The sequence below is a fragment of the Solimonas sp. K1W22B-7 genome (assembly GCF_003428335.1).
In the GTDB taxonomy this organism is placed as follows: domain Bacteria; phylum Pseudomonadota; class Gammaproteobacteria; order Nevskiales; family Nevskiaceae; genus Solimonas_A.
Genome location: NZ_CP031704.1, coordinates 4367154 through 4386378, shown reverse-complemented (window position 1 = coordinate 4386378; position 19225 = coordinate 4367154). Strand labels below are relative to the sequence as shown.

The following is a 19225-nucleotide window of genomic DNA, read 5'->3' as shown; positions in this document are numbered from 1 at the left end:
CGTTGTACAAGAAGGCCCGCTCTCGAGCGGGCTTTTTTGTTTCTGTTTCCCTCTCCCCGTCTACGGGGAGAGGGACTGTCCATCACCCGAACCGGAATCCCGAGTGCGTGACCTCACCAAGAAAATGGTGATAGCAGCGCGTGCCAGGATCATCCCCACCCGCCCCCGCCGCGACCATCAACGGAATCAGATGCTCCGGCCGCGGATGACAGGCCCGCGCATCCGGCGCGCCCGTCCACGCCGCCAACAGGTGCTCGCGCTCTGCCACATCCCGCGTTTCCACCGCCGCCGTCAGCCAGTCGTCGAAGCGCCTGGAACTGCCCGCCACGTCGGGCACGCCGCCGCCCATGGCGCGCAGGTTGTGGTAGCTGAAGCCGCTGCCCAGGATCAGCACGCCTTCGTCGCGCAGCGGCGCCAGCGCGCGGCCGATCGCCAGGTGCGCGGCGGCATCGAGATCGGCGCGCAGCGACAGTTGCACGGTGGGAATCTGCGCTTGCGGGTACGCCAGCAGCAGCGGCACGAACACGCCGTGATCGAAACCGCGCTGCGGGTTGGCGGCGCTGGCGATATCCGCGGCCGCCAGCAGGTCTTGCACACGCTGTGCCAGCGCCGGGTCGCCCGGCGCCGGCCACTTCAGCTGGTAGGTGTGTGGCGGAAAGCCGCCGTAGTCGTAGATCAGCGCCGGCTGCGTGCCTGAGGTCACCGTCGGCACCGGGGTCTCCCAGTGTGCCGAGATCACCAGCAGGGCCCGGGGCGGCGCCGGCAGCAGGCCGGGCAGGGCACGCAGCCAGTCGCCCAGGTGGTTCCAGAAGTGCGGCGGGTCCCAGTCCATGAAGAAGCAGGGGCCGCCGCCATGCGGCAGGAAGAGGCTGGGGAGGCGAGGATTGTTCATTTGCCTCATCTTAGGGCAACCCTCCCGAGACAACGGTTTTCCGTGATAATCGCCACATGCCGCAACAACTGAAATTCGCGCTGGCCCAGCTCAACCTCTGGGTCGGCGATGTCGAGGGCAACGTCGAGAAGATCATCGCCGCCAGCGTCCGCGCGCGCGACGAGCTCGGCGCCGACCTGATCGCCTGCCCGGAACTGTCGCTGCTGGGCTACCCGCCGGATGACCTGCTGCTGCGCTCGGCGATGCCGCGCGTGATCGAGGAGGGCGTCAACCGGCTGCTGGCGGAAGTGCAGGGCATCACCCTGGTGTTCGGCCTGCCGGAGTACGCCGACGGCGTGATCTACAACGCCGCCTACGTGATCCGCGACGGTGTCATCCAGCAGCGCTACCGCAAGCAGCAGCTGCCCAACTACGGTGTATTCGACGAGCGTCGCCATTTCCGGCCGGGCCACGCGCCCTGCGTGTTCGAGCTGGGCGGGCGCCGCATCGGCCTGACCATCTGCGAGGACATCTGGCTGACGCAGCCGGCGGCGCAGGCGCGCGATGCCGGCGCCGAGCTGCTGGTCAACATCAACGCCTCGCCCTATCACGCCGGCAAGACCGGCGAGCGCCGCCGCGTGCTGGACCAGCGCGTGGCCGAGACGGGCCTGCCGATCCTCTACGTCAACTGCGTGGGCGGCCAGGACGACGTGGTGTTCGACGGCGACTCGATGGTGCTGCGCGCCGACGGTTCGCTGGCCTTCGAGGCGCCGCTGTTCGAGGAAAACGTCTATCTGGTGACGCTGGACGGCGGCCGCTTCGAGCAGGCGCCGCGCCGGCCGGACCTGCCGCTGGAGCAGGTGGTCTACCAGGCCCTGGTGCAGTCGGTGCGCGACTACGTCAACCGCAACGGCTTCCCCGGTGCCCTGGTCGGCCTGTCGGGCGGCATCGACTCGGCGCTGGTGGCCGCGATCGCCGCCGACGCGCTGGGCCGGGAGCGGGTCTGGGGCGTGTCGATGCCCTCGCGCTACACCATGGACATGTCCAACGACGATGCCCGCGTGCAGGCCGAGGCCATGGGCATCCGCTACTCGGTGCTGCCGATCGAGCCGGCCTTCAAGGCCTTCAACGAGACACTGGCGGAGGCCTTCGCCGGCCGGGCGCCGGACCTGACCGAGGAAAACCTGCAGTCGCGCTCGCGCGGCATCCTGCTGATGGCGCTGTCCAACAAGTTCGGCAATGTCGTGCTGACCACCGGCAACAAGAGCGAGATGGCGGTGGGCTATGCCACGCTCTACGGCGACATGTGCGGCGGCTTCGCGCCGATCAAGGATGTCTACAAGACCCTGGTATTCCGCCTGGCGCGCTGGCGCAACACGCAGTCGCCGGTGATCCCGGAGCGCGTCATCACGCGTCCGCCGTCCGCCGAGCTGCGGCCGGACCAGAAGGACTCGGATTCGCTGCCGCCCTACGAGGTGCTGGACCCGATCCTGGAGGCCTACGTCGAGCAGCAGCTGTCGATCCCGGAGATCGTGGCGCGCGGCTTCGACGAGGCGACGGTCAAGCGCGTGGCCTCACTGGTGCGCCGCTCGGAGTACAAGCGCCGCCAGGCGCCGCCGGGTCCCAAGGTGACGCGCTGTGCGTTCGGGCGCGAGCGGAGATACCCGTTGACGGCGGTTTACGGCGATATCTGAAGTCGGCCGGCCGGACCCTGCAGAATGGCGTAGGAGCGGCTGTCAGCCGCGAGCGCCGGTTCTCATGATGACCTCCCTTCGCGGCTATTGATTAACTCATAAGTAATGTCCTACTCTCATGGCAGGAGGTAATCCGCCATGAGACCTTCAGGCAGCCCCGAGGAGTTGGAGCGACGCCGGCGCCGAGCGCTGGAGTTGCTGTCGCAAGGATTGATGCCGGTAGAAGTCGCGCAGCAGTTGGGCGTGGACCGGCGCAGCGTACGGCGATGGAAGGCGGCGGTGCAGCGACGGGGTGCGGCCGGCATCGCGGCGCAGCCAGCGTCGGGCAGACCACCGGCACTGGATGAGCGTGCGCGGCGGCAGTTGACCCGGCTGCTGCTCAAGGGCGCGCAAGCTTCGGGGTTTGCCACGGACCTGTGGACCTGCCCCCGGGTCGCCGAGCTAATCCAGCAGCGGTTTGGAGTGGAATACCACGTCCACCATGTTGCACGGTTGCTGCATGGCCTGGGGTTTTCTCCGCAAAAGCCGACACGGCGTGCGGTGGAGCGGGATGAAGAAGCGATTCAGCAGTGGGTACGCAGCGACTGGCGGCGGGTAAAAAAAACGCCGGACGCCTGAAGGCCTGGCTGGGCTTCCTGGACGAGTCGGGCATCCTGATGGCCCCGCTGGTGCGCCGCAGCTGGAGCCTGCGCGGCCAGACTCCGGTGCTGCAGCAGCGGGGCCGGCATCACAGCAAGGTGTCCGTGATTGCCGCCCTGTGCATCTCGCCCTCGCGCCGGCAGGTAACGCTCCACTTCCGGCTCTATCCCGACACCAGCATCGACGGTATCGCGGTCCGCAACTTTCTCCGCGATCTGCATGTGCAACATGGGCGCCTGGTGATGGTGTGGGACCGTTCCCAGACCCACCGTGCCCGCAGCGTGCGGCGATTCCTGGATCAGTCCCCGAATCTGCAGACCGAATTCCTGCCGGCCTACGCCCCGGAACTCAATCCCGTGGAGTACATCTGGGCCTGGCTGAAAACCAACCCCCTGGCCAATCTCGCATGCCACGATCTGGAGACGCTGACCCTCAACGCACGACACCACGCTCGCAGGCTCCAGCATCGTCAGGATCTGCTTCGATCCTTCATCGAGCACAGTCCTTTGCCGTTGAGACTAATAGGACATTAATTACGAGACGATCAATAACAGCCGCTCCTACTCCGCTACCCGGAGATATGGGGCAGGGTCTGGCCTTACGGCGCTGCCGTGGGCGAAGTTGCGGCCTTGGCGTCGGGCGCCGGCGCTTCCTGCGCAGTCTGGGCCGCCTTGGCACGGCGTGCGTCGGCCTCGGGGCCCACGACCTCTTCGCCTTCCAGTTCCATGGTGAAGCCGCGGCTCTTCTTCGGCGCGGCAGCGGCCGGGGCGGCGGTCTTGCCGTCCACCACGGTGCCCGGCGGCGGGGGCGGCGCGGGGGCTGCCCCCGCCGGGGTGGACTCGCCGGAGCGGAACAATTCCTTCTCGCCGAACTCGACGCTCCAGCCGCCCTTCTTCTCCGCGACCGGCTCGGTCACGGGGACCACGGCGGCGGGGACGGGCTTGGGCGGCGGCGGGGTGGCGGCTGCGGCACCGAGGTGGCGGTTGGCGGCCAGCAGCTTGGCGGCCTCGTCGGCCTGCGGATTCAGGTCCAGGGCGCGGTAGCTCTGCTCCATGGTTTGCAGCGCTTCCAGGCTTACCGGGGCGCCGGGGTACTGGGAGATGATCTGTTCGCTGCGCTTGGCGGCGGCGATCCAGGCGCCGCGCTTCATGTAGAAGCGCACGGCGTGCATCTCGCTGTCGGCGATCTGGTTGCGCAGCTGCACCATGCGCTGGCGGGCGTCGGCGGCGTAGGGGCTGTTGGGGTACTTCTGGACCAGCAGGCCGAAGTCGTCGAAGGAGCGGCGCGAGTAGCCCATGTCCTTCTGCGTGGCATCCAGGCCCAGCATGTCGCTCAGGCCCTCCTCGCGGTCGAAGTTGGTAAGGCCCTTGATGTACTGGATGTAGGCGGCGCCGGCATGGCGCGGGTGCTCGCGCAGGAAGCGCTCGGCCCCGGCCAGGGCACCGTCATGGTCGTAGTTGCGGTACTGGGCGTAGACCTTCTCGAGCTGCGCCTGGGTGGCGTAGTCGGAGAACGGGAAGCGCTGCACCAGGCGGTCGTAACGCTCGATCGCGGTGGAAAAGTCGCTGGTATCCAGTGATTCCCGCGCAGCCTTGTACAATTGCGAGGCTTCCAGGCGCATTTCTCGCGCGCTGCGCTGTTCGGGCTTGAACGGATTGGTGGGCGGCAGCCGGTTGGGATCGGAGCTGCAACCGGCGACCAGCAGGGCCGCCGCGAGCGTAAGTTTGAGCTTCATGGAAGAGTGAATCCTGTGATGTCCCGAGTATAGCCGATGACCGCAACCGATCTGGGCGAAGAAGAAGACCTGCTGTTGACCGCTACGGTTCCCCCGGACCTGGCGGGCAGTCGCCTGGACGTGGCCTGCGCCCGGCTGTTCGACCAGTACTCCCGCGCGCGGTTGCAGGGCTGGATCGAGGAGGGGCGGCTGCGGGTCAATGGCGAAACCGTGACCCGGGGGCGCCAGCCCGCCGTCACCGGCGACGCCCTGGAGATGGACGCCGTCCCGGCTCCGGACACCACGGTGCTGCCGCAGGACATTCCCCTGGACATCGCCCATGCCGACAAGCACATCGCGGTGATCCGCAAGCCGGCCGGCCTGACCGTGCACCCGGGGGCGGGGCAGCGCGACGGCACCCTGCAGAACGCACTGCTGCACCACTTCCCGCAGACCGCGGGGGTGCCGCGTGCCGGCATCGTCCACCGCCTGGACAAGGACACCTCGGGGCTGCTGGTGGTGGCGCTGGACCTGTCGGCCCATGCGAAGCTGGTCGCCGACATCGGCCGCCGCGACTTCCGCCGCGAGTACGACGCGGTGGTCCACGGCACCCTGATCGCCGGGGCGACCATCGACCTGCCGATCGGCCGCCACCCGCGCGAGCGCGTGAAGATGGCGGTGGTGGAGGGGGTGCGCGGCCGCGAGGCGGTGACGCATTACCGGGTGCAGGAGCGTTTCCATGGCCATACCCACCTGCGCCTGAAGCTGGAAACCGGGCGCACCCACCAGATCCGCGTGCACCTGTCGCACCTGCGCCATCCGATCATCGGCGACACGATCTACGGCGGCGACGTGGTGCGCGGCGCGGGCATGAGCGAACGCCTGCGCGAGACCCTGAAGAGCTTCCCGCGCCAGGCCCTGCATGCGCGGGAACTGGAGCTGACCCATCCCAAGAGCGGCAAGCGCATCGGCTGGACCTGCGAGCCGCCGGCCGATATCCAGGCCCTGCTCGAGATGCTGCGGACCACCCTGTGACGCTGCCGGCCGCAGCCCTGATGCACGCCGACTGGCCCGCGCCGGCCCGCGTGCGGGCGCTGCAGACCACCCGCCTGGGCGGGACCAGCGCCGGTCCCCATGCCGGCTTCAACCTGGCCGGCCACTGCGGCGACGACCCGGCCGCGGTGGCGCGCAACCGTGCCCTGCTGCGCCAGGGCCTGGCGCTGCCGGCCGAGCCGGCCTGGCTCAACCAGGTGCACGGCTGTGCCGTGGCACAGCCGCCGCTGGCGGACCTGCCGGCGGCCGATGCCAGCGTCACGCAGGGCCCCGGCCAGGTCTGCGTGGTGCTCACCGCCGACTGCCTGCCGGTGCTGTTCTGCGACGAGGACGGCAGCGTGGTGGCGGCCGCGCACGCCGGCTGGCGCGGCCTGGCGGGTGGTGTGCTGGAGGCGAGCATGGCGGCGATGCGGCGGCCGCCATCGCGGCTGCTGGCCTGGCTGGGCGCGGCGATCGGGCCCGGTGCCTTCGAGGTGGGGCCGGAGGTGCGCGAAGCTTTCGTGGCCCAGGATGCCGATGCGATGGCCTGCTTTGCGCCGGGCCGTCCCGGCAAGCTGCAGGCCGATCTCTACGCACTGGCGCGCCTGCGCCTGCGCCGGGCCGGGCTGGAGCGCGTCTACGGCGGCGGGCTTTGCACCGTGGATGACGCGCAGCGCTTCTATTCCTTCCGCCGCGAGCCGGTCTGTGGGCGCATGGCGAGCTTGGTCTGGATCTCCGAATAGGTCATATTTCTGCCTGGGCCGCGTTGCGTCATGGCGGGTGGCCCTGTTAAATAACCACAAGCAAACCAAGGACCTCGCGCATGCTGTTGTGGTGCGCGGCCGGCCACAAAGACGGTCTGAGCCGTCATGCCGGATGGCCCCATGGCGAGACTCCACTTCTGGAAGTCCGGCCCGCAGATCTGCGGGCCGCAGGTGCGATACGGGGAGACAATATGAAAGCGGTACATCAGCGCAAGCATTTCCTGCTGCATCCCATTGCCATTGCCGCAGGCCTGCTGGCCGCGCAGCCGGCGATGGCTTTCGAGTTCGACCTTGGCGACACCGAGATCAAGCTCGACAACCTGATCTCCGTCGGCGGCGTCATGCGCATGCAGGACCGCGACAACAGCCTGATCGGCCGCAGCAACCTCAGTCCGGGGCTGTGCTCGCGGCTGGATCCGGGCACCGCCTACAACGACCCCGACCGCCGCTATTCCGGCGACACCTGCAGCTCCGGCGAAGAAGATCCGGTCTACGGCAACCGCAGCAACTATTTCCTGGCCCAGCCGGGCGCCTCCAGCCCCAATGGCGACAACGGCAACCTCAACTTCGACAAGCATGACTGGGTGCATGCCACGGCGAAGATGACGACCGACCTGTCCTTCAACGTCGCGGACTTCAACTTCTTCGCGCGCGGCCTGTACTTCTACGACGCGCGCTACTCCGACTACGACGTGCAGCACCCGGATACCACGGCGCAGCCGGCGGAAACGCCGTTCTCCGACGCCGGCGTGGACCGCATCGGCCACAAGTTCCAGATGCTGGATTACTTCATCAGCCGGACCTTCGAGATCGGCGAGCGCCAGGCGGCATTCAAGATCGGCAACCAGGTGATCAACTGGGGCGAAAGCGGCTTTCTGGCCCTGAACAGCCTCAACAGCATCAACCCGCCGAACCAGGCGCTGCTGCGCCTGCCGGGTTTCGACGTCAAGGAACTGTTCCAGCCCACCGGCATGGCGATGCTCAACGTCGAGCTGACGGAGGGCGTCAACCTCGAGACCTTCTACCAGTACGAGTGGAAGCCGATCCGCGTCGATCCGGTCGGCAGCTTCTTCTCCAGCTCCGACATCCTCGGCGACGGCGGCACGTACGCCATGCTGTCCTTCGGCAAGGCGCCGGAAGATCCCGAGCAGCTCTACGAGCCCTGGCGCAACTCCGGCGACCCGGCGGCGGTCACCGGCTCGCGCTCCTCGCGCACGGTCCTGCGCGACTTCGACGAGGAGAAGCGGCGCCTGCCCGACGACGGCGGACAGTACGGCGCTGCGCTGCGCTTCTTCTTCGACGGCCTCAACAACGGCACCGAGGTCGGCCTGTACTACTCGAACTACCACAGCCGCGTGCCCAGCGTCTCGGCGCTGGCGGCGAACGCCACCTGCATCCCGGACCTGGGGGCGCTGGGCAACCCGGCGACCAACCTGGTGGCGCTGCTGGCGGCCTGCCAGGCGCCGGGCGATACGGTGCTGGTGCAGAACCTCGCCACCCTGCTGCAGCACACCCTGAACCCGGGCTCCACCGCCGAGTTCCTGCCCAACGAGGGCCGCGAGGCCCTGCCGCTGGACACGATGCGCCTGGTGGTGGAGTACCCGGAGAACATCCGTCTCTGGGGCGTTTCGTTCAACACCACCCTGGGCAGCGTGGCCTGGTCGGGCGAGTACGCCTTCCGCGAGAACCTGCCGGTCCAGATCCACACCACCGACGTGATCTTTGCCGCGCTGCAGCCCGCGTTCCCGGCCCAGGACTTCAGCCTGGGCATCGCGACGCTGCCGGGTCGCCGTACCGCCGTGCCGGACTTCATCAGCCAGTACCGCGGCATCACCATCAACCCCGGCGACTACGTCCGTGGCTACGAGCGCATGAAGGTCGGCCAGCTCGGCACCACCTTCCTCAAGACCATCGGCGGCGACAACTGGGTGCGGGCCTCGCAGATCACGCTGCTGCTGGAACTGGGCATGACCCACGTGCTGGACATGCCTGAGCTCTCCGAGCTGCAGTTCCAGGGCGGCGGTGTCGACACCCACATCAGCTCCGGCGCCGACGGCAGTCCGGGCGTGAATCCGATCGACGTCCGCAGCAACCCGGCCGATCCGCACAGCAACAGCAACACCGACGATACGCTGCGCCAGAATCCCACCGCGCAGGGCACCGGCAACTACGGCACCGAGTATTCCTACGGCTACCGCCTGGTGACCCTGACCCGCTTCGACGATGCATTCCGCAACATCAACCTGGAACTGCTCAATGCCTTCTTCCACGACGTGGAAGGCACCGCTCCGGGCCTGGGGCAGAACTTCGTCGAGGGCCGCATGCAGATCATTTCGGGCCTGCGCTTCGACTACCTGGCGACCTGGAACGGCGAGGTCCGCTACACCTGGTTCACCGGTGGCGAGGATCGCGACGCCCTGCGCGACCGCGACAACATCATGCTGTCGCTGGGCTACCAGTTCTGACCGTGGCCCCGCGCTCCCGCTACGCGGCGGGAGCGCCGGGGAACCCGGAGGCGGCTGCCCCTGTTCGCTGTCAAGCAAATTTTGTTGCACTGCGACTGGCCGACAGCCCCGAAAAAGCTGGCCAAGCCGACGCCGAACGTGGAAAACTTGCGCCGCCGACAGGCTATAGCGCGCAGTTCTCCCCTGCGCGACACCATTCGAGGGGAAGCATGAAACACGACAAGAAGAAGTTGCTGGGACTGCTGGCCGGTTCCACGCTCGCCGTGCTGGCCATCAGCGCGATTGCCCAGGACGAGGGCGCTGCACCGGCCGAAGCTGCCGCGGAGGCCCCTGCGGAGGCTCCCGCCGAAGGCGCGCCCGCCGACGCCGCGGAGGCGCCTGCCGCCGAGGAGGCCGCCGCGCCTGCGCCGCCGGTCAAGCCCCGCCCCTCGGAACTGATGCCGCTGGCGGTCAAGTCGATGCTGCTGGACGTGGCCAATACCGGCGAACACCTGGTGGCGGTCGGCGATCGCGGCCATGTGCTGGTGTCCAACGGCAAGGGCTGGGCACAGGTCCAGGTGCCGGTGCGTTCGGCGCTGACGGCGGTGACCTTCACCGACGCCAAGAACGGCTGGGCCGTGGGCCATGACGCCGTGATCCTCAATACCAAGGACGGCGGCAAGACCTGGGCCCTGCAGAATTTCCAGCCGCAGCTCGAGAAGCCGCTGCTGGACGTGCTGTTCCTCGATGCCAGCCGCGGCTTCGCCGTGGGCGCCTACGGCCTGTTCCTGCAGACCAGCGACGGCGGCCAGAACTGGGCCGAGGTGGACTCCCCGATCCGGGCCGACGAGCTGCACTTCAATTCCATCGCCCGTCTCAACAACGGCAACCTGCTGATCGCCGGCGAGCAGGGCACCCTGGACCTGTCCACCGACGGCGGCGCCACCTGGACCAAGCTGACCTCGCCCTATGAGAGCTCGCTGTTCGGCTCGGTGGCCGTGGGCGAGAAGGGCGCGGCGATCTTCGGCCTGCGCGGCAACGTCTATGTGTCTTCCGACCCCGGTGCGGGCAGCTGGACCAAGGTCGATACCGGCACGGTCGCCTCGATGTTCGGCGGCGCCGCGCTGCCCGGTGGCGGCGTGGCCATGGTGGGCCTGAACGGCACGGTCCTGCTGATCAACGACCAGGGCGGCAACGTGCGCAGCCTGCGCACCGATGCCGGCACCCCGCTGTCCGGCGCCATCGTGGCCAGCGACACCTCGCTGCTCGCCGTCGGCGAGTCCGGCGTCCAGCGCGTGAAGCTGCAGTAAGCCACGCCGTCCGACCAGGAATTCCGCAATGACCGAAGAAATCCACAAGCCGACGACGACGCAGAAGATCCTCGCGATCTTCGAGCCGCTGATCTACGCGCGCCGCAAGCTGACAATGGCGATCCTGACGGCGCTGACCCTCGTGTTCGCATGGCATGCCGGGCACATCAAGCGTGACGCGGGCTTCGACAAGTCGATCCCGCTCGAGCACGAGTACATGCAGGTGCTCAAGCAGTATATGGCCGAGTTCGGCGGCGCCAACACCGTGCTGGTGGCGCTGATCCAGAAGGACGGCAAGGGCAGCATGTACAACGAGGCCTTCCTGACGGAGCTGAAGGCGGCGACCGACGAAGTGTTCTTCCTGCCCGGCATCGACCGCTCGCGCGTGTCTTCGCTGTTCACCCCGGACGTGCGCTATATCGAAGTGGTGGAAGGCGGCTTCGCCGGCGGCAACGTGATCCCCGCCGAGTACGCCCCCACCGAGGAGATGTTCGGCCTGGTGCGCGGCAACGTCGGCAAGGGTGGCCACGTCGGCCGCTACACGACCAAGAGCCAGAACGGCGCGATGATCTACTCCGAGCTGCTCGAAGTGGATCCGGTCACCGGCGAGAAGCTGGACTACGCGCGCGTCTCCAAGATGCTGGAGGACAAGATCCGCGGGCGCTTCACCAGCCCCAAGAAGTACGTCTACAAGCTCAAGGAAGCCAAGGACGGCCTGGCCGCCGGCAGCGTGGTGGGCGAGGGCTTCGTCGACCTGGGCTGGAAGCTGCGCTTGGAGATCTTCGAGGTGAGCCCGCCGGCCGCCGCGGACGGCTCGGTGTCGCAGGACAAGATCAAGGTCAAGGGTGGCGAGGTTGCCGTCGAGTTTGTCGACAACCCGCAGTACAACCCTGACGTCAACGTCCACATCATCGGCTTCGCCAAGGTCGTGGGCGACGTGATCGACGCCACCATGCAGGTGGTGTTCTTCCTGATCCTGACGCTGTTCCTGACCTTCATCCTGCTGTGGCTGTATACCGGCTCGGTGAAGCTGGCGGTGCTGCCGCTGGTCTGCGCGATCACCGCCGTGATCTGGGAGTTCGGCCTGCTGCAGATCGCCGGCAAGGGCCTGGATCCCTTCGCGATCCTGGTGCCGTTCCTGATCATCGCCATCTCGGTGTCGCATGGCGTGCAGTACGTCAACGCCTGGGTCGGCGAGATCACGCTGTTCAAGCGCAACAGCTTCGACGCCTCGCTGGAGACCTGGCGCCGTCTGGCGGTGTACGGAACCATGGCGATCATGACCGGCTTCGTCGGGTTCGCGCTGATCTACACCATCCCCATCGACATCATCCGCGAGATGGCGATCAACGCCTCGCTGGGCATGTTCGCGATCCTGATCACCAACAAGGTGATGATGCCGATCTGGCTGACCTGGATCGACATCGGCGACCCCGAAGCTTTCCGCATCAAGCAGGAAACCCGCGACAGCGTGCTCGACCCGATCTGGGAGTTCATCTCCAACATCGTGCGTCCGACGCCGGCGGTGATCGCGATCCTGGTGGCGGCCGCGGTCTACGGCTGGAGCTTCTGGAAGGGCGAGGGCCTGCAGGTCGGCGACAGCCAGGACGGCGTGCCGGAGCTGCTGCCGGATTCGCGCTACAACCAGGACACGCTGGCGATCGGCCGCAACTTCGCCATCGGCACCGACATCATGAAGGTGATCGCGGAGCTGGACCCCGAGGCCTGCGTGCGCCACGACATGATGGACCAGGTTGACCGCTTCGGCTGGCGCATGGAGAACACGGAGGGCGTGCAGTCGATCCTGTCGCTGCCCTGGGCGGCCAAGCAGGTCAACGCCGCGTTCTCCGAGGCGACGCCGAAGTTCAAGGTGCTGCCGCGCAACCAGTACACGATGGTGCAGGCGATCACCCCGATCCCGACCTCGTCCGGCCTGCTCAACTCCAACTGCTCGGCGCTGGCGATCTTCGTCTTCACCCAGAACCACCGTGCCACCACGCTGGAGCGCATCGTTCACGAGGTCGGCACCTTCAACACGGAAAACGCCGCCGAGTTCTACGAGGTCAACAAGGACGTCAACAAGGACTATTGCGCCGAGAAGCTCGAGAAGCGCCGCGAGTCGGGCCGTACCCGCATCGCGCGCGAGAAGTACATCGAGAAGCTGCGCAAGAAGGACGCCACGCTCACCGACGAGAAGGTTGACGCCAATCCGAAGGTGATGGAGATGACCAAGGAGGCCGACGCGGCCGCCGAGGCACACAAGGCGATGGACAAGGCCTGCCCGGTCAACTTCGCGCTGGCCTCCGGCAACGTCGGCGTCATGGCGGCGACCAACGAGGAAGTGCACCGCCTCGAGAAGCCGATCCTGTACACGGTCTATGCCGGCATCATCATCTGCGTGTTCCTGTCCTTCTTCGAGTGGCAGAGCCTGGTGGCGATCATGTTGCCGCTGTCGCTGGTGTCCTGGATGGCCTACGCGGTGATGACCATCCTGGGTATCGGCATGAAGGTGGCGATCCTGCCGGCGGTGGCCCTGGCGGCCGGTGTCGGTGTCGACTACGGCATCTATGTCTACGCGACATTCGCCGATGCGCTGGCGGGAGGTTTCAAGGCCAGAGAGGCCTATCTCAAGACACTGAAGCTGACCGGCAAGGCGGTGATCTTCACCGGTATCACCCTGAGCCTGGGCGTGCTGACCTGGCTGTGGTCGGGCCTGCAGTTCCAGCGCGACATGGGCAAGCTGCTGGTGTTCATGTTCACCACGAACATGATCGGCGCCATCGTGCTGCTGCCGGCCATCGCTTCGTTCATCCTCAAGCCGAAGGAACTGGCGCCGGGCGAAGAGCCGGTGTTCAAGCCGCGGCACTGATGCGGTAGTCGTTTCAAGGAAAAGCCCCCGGAGATCGGGGGCTTTTTTGCGGCTGTCTCTTTTTTGCTCCCTCTCCCCGCAAGCGGGGCGAGGGAGACAAGAGGTGGCGCCATCCATGGCCGCCTGCGACGGATCACCCCGGCTTCCGCTGCTGCGGACAATCACACCCCATCAGCTCCCCCGTCTCCACGTTCATCGCCGTCAGCTTGCCGCCCCAGACGCAGCCGGTATCCAGGCCCCAGACCCGGCCCTTCTGCCAGCTGACGCGGCCCAGGGTGGACCAGTGGCCGAAGATCACGCGGTCCTGGGCGGTGCGGCGGCCCTCCACCTCGAACCAGGGCTTGAGGCCCTTGGGCTGGCTGCCGGGGGCGCCCTTGGCCTTGGTGTCGATGCGGCCGGCGGGGGTGACGTAGCGCATGCGCGTGAGGCTGTTGACGATGAAGCGGATGCGGTCCCAGCCCTTCAGGCCGTCGTCCCAGAGGTCGGGCTTGTTGCCGTACATGTGGGCGTAGAAGCGGCCCGCTTCGGGGCCGGCGATCCAGGCCCCGGCCTCGGCGGCCAGGTCCAGCAGCTGCGCGCGGTCCCATTGGGGAGGAATGCCGGCGTGGACCACCAGGGTGCCGCTGTCCGGGTCCTCCCAGGCCAGGGGGCACTGGCCGAGCCAGGACAGGAGTTCGGCGCGGTCGGGCGCCTGCATCACGTCCTGGAAGGTGTCCTTGGGGCTGACGTCTTCCTGGCGCTGGGCCACCGCCAGCAGATGCAGGTCATGGTTGCCCAGTACGGTCACGGCGCGGTCGCCCAGCGAGCGCACCAGGCGCAGCACTTGCAGGGATTGCGGGCCCCGGTTGACGAGATCCCCGACAAGGATCAGGCGGTCCCGGACAGGATCGAAGCGCAAACGCTCCAGAAGCTGGCATAGTTCGCTGTGGCAGCCCTGTACGTCACCGATCGCGTAAGTCGTCATAAACCATTCATCTGCCATGGAAAACCACTCATATCGGGACGCCGATGAGCGGTAGTAAAAGCGCCAGCCAACTGCTTTGACGGATATTTCCTACACTCGCATAGTATCTCCGCGGCATACGAGATGGCCGCCACCACATACTCTTGGAGCTACACCATGAATCAGCTGATGAATTTCCTGCGTGACGAAGAAGGCGCCAGCGCTGTCGAGTACGGCCTGATCGTTGGCCTGATCGCCATCGCCATCATCGTTGCCGCCACCGCCCTGGGCGGCGGCCTGGACACCCTGTTCACCTCGGCTTCCACCGAAGTGCAGGGCGCTGCCACTCCGTAACGGTAGCCAGGCGTAAACGGCCATCCGTCCGCTGCTGCCCGGCCCTCTGCCGGGCAGCAGCGGCGGTAGCCGCCAGGCGATCGGGGTTGCCCGCCGCCTGTCCGCATCTGTGATGCGGGATGTCGTCCCGGCATCCCCTGGCTCTGCTGCAGTCCTCGACCATGGGTTTCGATGATCGTAACGCTGGTATTGGGAACCTGGGCCCTGGCGATCGGGGTGTACGACCTCGTCCGCCACCGCATCCCCAATCTGGCCCTGCTGCCCGTGCTGGTGGTTGCCGTGCTGGCGCTGGCCGTAAACGGCCGCGGCCTGCTCGGGGTCACTCCGGCCTCTTCCGCCGCCGGTTTTGCATTGGCGCTGGCGCTGTACCTGCCGGGTTATGCGCTGGGCAAGATGGGGGCGGGGGACGTGAAGTTTGCAGCCTGCCTCGGCCTGCTGCTGGGCTGGGTGCACGCCGCCGAAATGCTGCTGATCGCCGGCGTCGGCGTGGGTGTGATCAGCATGGTCTGGATCAAGTTTTTCGGGGGCGATCGCAAGTCGCGCGCTCCCAACGGTGCGGCATTCGCCGTAGCCTTCTGCGCTGAACTCGCAGGGGGGCCTTTCCTGTCGGTATTGGAGAAATGGCTATGAAAGGGTTCCTGCGAGGTGGTCGCTTCCTGCGCCAATCGGGCGCGGTAGCGATGGAATTCGCCCTGGTTTTCCCGATCCTGTTCCTGCTGACCTACGGAACGGTGGTCTACGGCTATGTCTTCTTCCTCAAGCAGTCGGTCAACTATGCTGCCCAGCAGGGCGCCGAGGCGGCCGTGTCGGTCGATCCGGACGACGAGGATGCCGAAGCGCTGCGCCAGGCGCGCGTGGTGGATTCAGTCAAGGACACGCTGCGCTGGCTGCCGGCCAACCAGCTGGCCCGCGTCGTGGTCTGCGATGGCGCTGCCTGCAACGTCGAAGACGATACGATAACGGTGGAAGTCGAGTTCCAGCTGTCCACGCCGAGCTGGCTGTTCCCGGCGGTGGAAATGCCGGGGATCGGGGCGGTGCCGCCGATGCCGACGCGACTGGAGGCAACTGCCGCCGCGCGTCTATACACTGACAACACTTAAGCGCTTGCTGAAAAGGGGAATTCAATGAGCAGTAACACGCTCAAGATCGTCGCGCTGGTCGCGGTGCTGCTGGCCGCGGTGCTCGCCGTCATCGGATATCGCTACAGCCGCAGCTTCGCGGAGAAGGCGGAGCAGGCGCAGAAGGCCGAGGCGGAGCGCCAGCAGGTCAAGCAGACCCTGGCGGTGGTGGCGGTCAAGCCGCTGCTGGCCTACAAGCCGATTGCGCGCGATGCCGTGGCCCTGGTGCCGGTGACCATCGTGCCGAAGGATCCCTACACCTCGATCGACCAGGTGGTCGACAAGGTGCCGCTGATCGACATCGACGCCGGCGCCCCGGTGACCGGCCGCTACTTCAATGAGAGCAGCCTCCTGGCCCGCGCGATCCCGGAAGGCTACAAGGCGGTGTCCGTCGAAGTCACCGACGTCATTGCCGTGGGCGGGTTCATCCGTCCGGGCGACGTGGTCGACGTGATGCTGTTCCTGCGCGGCGGCCAGAGCATCAACGACGAGCAGGCCCGCGTTCTGCTGGAAGGCGTGCGTGTGCTGGCCTACCAGGAACAGGTGATCGACCGGCCCGAGGGCGCCGAAGACGATCCCAAGGAAAAGAAGAGCCGCGCCAGCTCGCGCCAGCGCACGGCGGTGCTGGCGGTGGCCGATCGCGATATCACCAGGCTGATGCTCGGCGCCAGCGCCGGCGAACTGCGCCTGGCCCTGAACGGCGTCAAGCCCGACGGCGCCACCGCGACGATCACCGCGGACAGCGGCCTGCCGCTGGACGACGCGGCGGCCAAGGCGGCGGAGCGCGAGCGCAGCCGCCAGATCAGCCTGCGGCAGCTGGCCAAGCCGGGCACGGTCACACCTCCGCCGGAGGTGACGCCCACCGGGCCCAAGGTGCAGATCATCCGCGGCGCCGACTCTGCGGTTATTGTGGTGCAATAAGGACGCAGGCAATGAAAAAGAACGTTCTGGGATGGTTGGCGGGCATGCTGGTGCTGTTCACTTCGGCGCTGCAGGCGGCCGAATCTTCGGCGCCCTGGATCGATGTGGAGCAGGGCTTCCACAAGATCATTCATAGCAGCACCGCGGTGGCGCGCGTCGCTACCGGCGACCCGGCGATCGCCGATGTGGCGATGGGCGGGACCCGCGACGTGCTGGTCAACGGCAAGAAGATCGGCGTGACCGGCGTGACGCTGTGGAAGAGTGGCGGCGGCACGGTCAGCTACCGCATCCGCGTGGTGCCCAAGACCTATCCGGCCAGCAAGTCGGTGGCGGCCGATCCCGAACTGGCGCAGGCACAGGTGACCCAGGGCATGGGCATCCAGGGCAAGCTGCCGAACCTCGCCGCGCATCGCCGCGCCAAAGCCGCGGCGGCCGTGCCCAAGGACGGCGAGATCGCCGACGGCAGCAGCATCCAGCTGGAGACGCAGGTGCTGACCGAGGTCAAGATCGCCGAGGTCAACCGCACCACGGCGCACAAGTTCGGCCTCAACGTCTTCAAGAACGCGGCCAATACCGCTGCGGGCATCGGCGTGCCGGGCTCCTTCGACGGCATCGAAAGCGCCGACGGCAACGGCGTGACCTTCAGCAGCACCTCCGGCTTCGCGCCCCTGCGCAGTGCCTTCAACATCGTGGTGGGCAACCCCAACAAGGGCCTGATCGGCCTGCTCAGCATCCTCGAAGGCAAGGGCCTGGCGCGCACGCTGGCCGAGCCGAGCCTGATGGCCACCTCCGGCCAGACCGCCAGCTACCTGGTGGGTGGCGAGTTCCCGATCCCGGTGCTGCAGAGCGGCTCGACATCGGGCGGCATCACGGTGACCTACAAGGAATTCGGTATCCGCCTGGCGCTGACGCCCACCGTGCTGGCGCGCAACCGCATCTCGCTGAAGGTGGCGCCCGAGGTCAGCGACCTGGATTTCACCAATGCCATCCGCTCCAGCGGCGTGGCCGTGCCGTCGCTGCTGGTGCGCCGCACCGATACCACGATCGAACTGGGCGACGGCGAGAGCTTCGTGATTTCCGGCCTGGTCAGCAGCAACCTGCGCAACAACGTCGACAAGGTGCCCTGGCTCGGCCAGATCCCGGTGCTGGGCGCCTTCTTCCGCTCTTCCGAGCTCAGCCGCGAGGAGAAGGAACTGATCATGCTGGTGACGCCGCACCTGGTGCGTCCGCTGGCCAGGGGCGCGGCACTGCCGCCGCTGCCGGGTTCGAAGTACGACAGCTACCGGCCGACCGCCGGCCAGGCGATCTTCGAGGAGACCGGCGAGTACGATTCCGGTTTCGGCCGCTAAAGGGCGCGCGCCATGAAAACCCAGGCCGTCGTCGTCGCCGACGATCCCGTCTATGTCAGCTGGCTGCAGAACGCCGCCGGCCAGAACACCGATTTCTCGCTGCTGCGGCCGCTGGATGCCGATGACCTGATCGAGCGCCTGCAGATGCTGGGGCGCACCGACATCGTGTTCTTCCAGTTCGACGCCTCCAACGTCGACCTGCGTGTCGGCATGGTCGAGCGCCTGCTGGAGCGCATGCCCGAGGTGCCGGCCGCGGGCCTGGGCGCCGAGAGCAATCCCGATATCGTGCTGGCGGCGATGCGTGCCGGCGCGCGCGACTTCTTCGTGCTGCGCCGCGACGAGGCCAATGTCGCCGCGCTGATGGGCAAGCTGCTGCGCCGCAACACCACCGTCACCAAGACCCAGCAGAAGCAGGGCCGGGTGTTCCCGGTGCTGTCGGCCAATTCCAGCGGCGACACCGCCTTCGTGGCGGCGCACCTGGCGCTGGCGGCGCAGCAGCAGCAGCCCTCCGGCGAGCGCGTGCTGCTGGTGGACATCGCCACGCCGCCCGGCGCGGGCACGATCTTCCTCAACATCAACCAGTCCTACAGCGTGCTGGACGCGATCAACGACGTCTATCGCTGCGACCAGACCCTGGTGGATACCGCCTTTGCGCGGCATGCCAGCGGTATCTTCGTGCTGAGCCTGCCGGAGGACCTGGTGGGTCGCCCGCAGATCAACATGGACGAGCTGATCAAGCTGCTGCAGGTGCTGCGCGGCCTGTTTGCCGCGATCGTGGTCGCGGTGGACGGCCTGACGCCGGTGGACGGACTGACCGGCATCGTCGGCCTGGCCGACCGCTGCCTGCTGCTGACCAACCAGTCGATCATCAGCTCGCGCCACACCAAGTACCTGCTGCGCGCACTGCGCCTGGACGACTGCCCGCTGGACCGCGCCGCCCTGGTGGTGGACAACTATCATCGCCGCGTCGGCCTGGAGCCGGAAAACCTGGCGGAGCTGCTGGACATTCCCCTGCTCGGCACCCTGGCCGGCAACGTCGGCCTGCGCATCCAGGCGATGAACGCCGGCGAGCCGATGTTCGCGATGGCGCCCAAGGATCCGTTCTGCGAGGACATGCGCGCGGTGGCCCAGGCAGTGCTGAGCGGCGCCGGTGCGGCGGCGCCGGCGGCGCGCGGGCTGCTCAAGAAGATGTTCAGCTGAGAC

General features: G+C 67.3%; 17 protein-coding genes. 14 read left to right on the top strand and 3 right to left on the bottom strand.

Features of this window, described 5'->3' with window-relative positions:
• Window positions 1–82 precede the first annotated feature (82 nt).
• Complete coding sequence (locus D0B54_RS19760) at window positions 83–892, bottom strand: DODA-type extradiol aromatic ring-opening family dioxygenase (protein WP_240433470.1); 810 nt, start codon at window positions 890–892, stop codon at window positions 83–85.
• A gap of 56 nt (window positions 893–948) precedes the next feature.
• Between D0B54_RS19760 and D0B54_RS19755 the strand changes: the two genes are divergently transcribed.
• The 3 genes from D0B54_RS19755 (at window position 949) to D0B54_RS19745 (ending at window position 3737) form a co-directional block, all read left to right on the top strand.
• Entirely contained in the window at window positions 949–2565 is a 1617-nt protein-coding gene (locus tag D0B54_RS19755; protein WP_117293408.1) for an NAD+ synthase, read from the top strand.
• Between the two features lie 138 nt (window positions 2566–2703).
• A complete protein-coding gene (locus tag D0B54_RS19750) occupies window positions 2704–3183 on the top strand; it encodes an IS630 family transposase (RefSeq protein ID WP_117289044.1) in 480 nt (159 codons plus the stop codon).
• Entirely contained in the window at window positions 3135–3737 is a 603-nt protein-coding gene (locus D0B54_RS19745; RefSeq protein ID WP_162932157.1) for a transposase, read from the top strand. Before D0B54_RS19750 ends, D0B54_RS19745 begins: the two co-directional genes overlap by 49 nt.
• Before the next feature lie 65 nt (window positions 3738–3802).
• Here D0B54_RS19745 and D0B54_RS19740 read toward each other — a convergent pair whose 3' ends face one another.
• Entirely contained in the window at window positions 3803–4939 is a 1137-nt protein-coding gene (locus D0B54_RS19740) for an outer membrane protein assembly factor BamD (RefSeq protein ID WP_117293406.1), read from the bottom strand.
• A gap of 36 nt (window positions 4940–4975) precedes the next feature.
• Here D0B54_RS19740 and rluD point away from each other — a divergent pair, with 36 nt between their 5' ends.
• From rluD to D0B54_RS19715, 5 genes are all read left to right on the top strand, one after another.
• Entirely contained in the window at window positions 4976–5953 is a 978-nt protein-coding gene (rluD, locus tag D0B54_RS19735) for a 23S rRNA pseudouridine(1911/1915/1917) synthase RluD (protein ID WP_117293404.1), read from the top strand.
• Window positions 5954–5973: 20 nt separating this feature from the next.
• Window positions 5974–6693 carry a peptidoglycan editing factor PgeF gene (pgeF, locus tag D0B54_RS19730; protein WP_117295385.1) on the top strand — a complete coding sequence of 240 codons (720 nt, stop codon included), beginning with the start codon at window positions 5974–5976 and terminating at the stop codon, window positions 6691–6693.
• A gap of 212 nt (window positions 6694–6905) precedes the next feature.
• A complete protein-coding gene (locus D0B54_RS19725) occupies window positions 6906–9179 on the top strand; it encodes a DUF1302 domain-containing protein (RefSeq protein ID WP_162932579.1) in 2274 nt (757 codons plus the stop codon).
• 209 nt (window positions 9180–9388) lie between these two features.
• Window positions 9389–10468 (top strand): WD40/YVTN/BNR-like repeat-containing protein, encoded by a 1080-nt coding sequence (locus D0B54_RS19720; protein WP_117293400.1) that lies wholly within the window; start codon window positions 9389–9391, stop codon window positions 10466–10468.
• 28 nt (window positions 10469–10496) lie between these two features.
• The gene (locus D0B54_RS19715) at window positions 10497–13337 is read left to right on the top strand and encodes an efflux RND transporter permease subunit (protein ID WP_117293398.1); all 2841 of its coding nucleotides are present in this window, start codon (window positions 10497–10499) and stop codon (window positions 13335–13337) included.
• A 133-nt stretch (window positions 13338–13470) separates the two neighbouring features.
• Here D0B54_RS19715 and D0B54_RS19710 read toward each other — a convergent pair whose 3' ends face one another.
• Window positions 13471–14301 carry a symmetrical bis(5'-nucleosyl)-tetraphosphatase gene (locus D0B54_RS19710; protein WP_117293396.1) on the bottom strand — a complete coding sequence of 277 codons (831 nt, stop codon included), beginning with the start codon at window positions 14299–14301 and terminating at the stop codon, window positions 13471–13473.
• A 156-nt stretch (window positions 14302–14457) separates the two neighbouring features.
• Between D0B54_RS19710 and D0B54_RS19705 the strand changes: the two genes are divergently transcribed.
• The 6 genes from D0B54_RS19705 to D0B54_RS19680 all read left to right on the top strand — a co-directional run bounded on the left by D0B54_RS19705 (window position 14458) and on the right by D0B54_RS19680 (window position 19222).
• Window positions 14458–14634, top strand: a complete 177-nt coding sequence (locus tag D0B54_RS19705; RefSeq protein ID WP_117293394.1) for a Flp family type IVb pilin — start codon at window positions 14458–14460, stop codon at window positions 14632–14634.
• Window positions 14635–14805: 171 nt separating this feature from the next.
• Window positions 14806–15264, top strand: a complete 459-nt coding sequence (locus D0B54_RS19700) for a prepilin peptidase (RefSeq protein WP_117293392.1) — start codon at window positions 14806–14808, stop codon at window positions 15262–15264.
• Window positions 15261–15734, top strand: a complete 474-nt coding sequence (locus D0B54_RS19695) for a TadE/TadG family type IV pilus assembly protein (protein ID WP_162932578.1) — start codon at window positions 15261–15263, stop codon at window positions 15732–15734. Before D0B54_RS19700 ends, D0B54_RS19695 begins: the two co-directional genes overlap by 4 nt.
• Before the next feature lie 24 nt (window positions 15735–15758).
• Window positions 15759–16673 carry a Flp pilus assembly protein CpaB gene (gene cpaB, locus D0B54_RS19690; RefSeq protein ID WP_117293388.1) on the top strand — a complete coding sequence of 305 codons (915 nt, stop codon included), beginning with the start codon at window positions 15759–15761 and terminating at the stop codon, window positions 16671–16673.
• Window positions 16674–16684: 11 nt separating this feature from the next.
• Window positions 16685–18022, top strand: a complete 1338-nt coding sequence (locus tag D0B54_RS19685) for a type II and III secretion system protein family protein (protein ID WP_117293386.1) — start codon at window positions 16685–16687, stop codon at window positions 18020–18022.
• A gap of 12 nt (window positions 18023–18034) precedes the next feature.
• A complete protein-coding gene (locus D0B54_RS19680) occupies window positions 18035–19222 on the top strand; it encodes an AAA family ATPase (RefSeq protein WP_117293384.1) in 1188 nt (395 codons plus the stop codon).
• The last annotated feature ends 3 nt before the right edge of the window (window positions 19223–19225 follow it).